This is a genomic window from Arthrobacter sp. P1_A5, assembly GCF_056406825.1.
The window spans coordinates 1-1,033 of sequence record NZ_JBFTZL010000363.1 but is presented as its reverse complement, the minus strand read 5'-3'; the positions used below and the strand labels follow the sequence as shown (position 1 = coordinate 1,033).

General features: G+C 68.6%; 1 pseudogene. It reads left to right on the top strand.

From position 1 onward, the window contains the following. Positions 1-1,033 (top strand): annotated as a pseudogene (locus tag AC1D1S_RS21300) (glycine dehydrogenase (aminomethyl-transferring)); the annotation flags it as partial.

Genomic DNA, 1,033 nt, shown 5'->3' with positions numbered 1-1,033 from the left:
GTCGCCGACCTCTCCAAGGGCCTGCCCGACGGCGTCATCAACGGCGTCGTCCTGCAGCAGCCGGGCGTCTCCGGCCGGGTGTGGGACCAGTCTGCCGTGATCGCGGAGGCTAAGGAACGCGGCGCACTGGTCACCGTGGCGGCGGATCTGCTTGCCCTGACCCTGATTGCCCCTCCGGGCGAGCAGGGCGCGGACATCGCAGTCGGCTCCACGCAGCGCTTCGGTGTGCCGCTGTTTTTCGGCGGGCCGCACGCCGCCTACATGGCGGTGCGTGAGGGCATGGAACGCACGCTTCCGGGCCGCATTGTGGGGGTGTCCAAGGACAACGCCGGCGTCCCCGCCTACCGTCTGGCCCTGCAGACCCGCGAGCAGCACATCCGCCGTGAGAAGGCCACGTCCAACATTTGCACCGCGCAGGCGCTGTTGGCCATCGTCTCCTCGATGTACGCCGTCTATCACGGCCCCGATGGCCTGAAGGCGATCGCCGAGGCCGTCCACAACAACGCCCGCACCCTGGCAGCGTCCCTTAAGGCCGCCGGCCGCGAGTTGGTATCCGAGTCCTTCTTCGACACCGTCACGGTCCGCGTCCCCGGCAAGGCCGCCAAGGTCATCGCGGCGGCCGAGGCCCGCGGCATCAACCTTCGCGTGATCGACGCCGACACGGTGGGTGTATCCGTTGATGAAACCACGACGCCGGACGTCCTCGCCGCCGTTGCCGTCGCCTTTGGCGCCGGCCCGGTCGGTTCAGCCCAGGGTCTCGAACTGCCGGAGTCCGTGCTGCGCTCCTCCGACTTCCTGCAGCACCCGGTGTTCAACACGCACCGTTCCGAGACCCAGTTGCTGCGCTATATCCGCCGCCTCTCGGACCGCGACCTGGCCCTGGACCGGACCATGATCCCGCTGGGGTCGTGCACCATGAAGCTGAACGCCACGGCCGAGATGGAGGCCATCTCCTGGCCGGAGTTCGCTTCCATCCACCCCTTCGCCCCGGAATCCCAGACCGCCGGCTGGCGTGAACTGATCGAGGACCTCG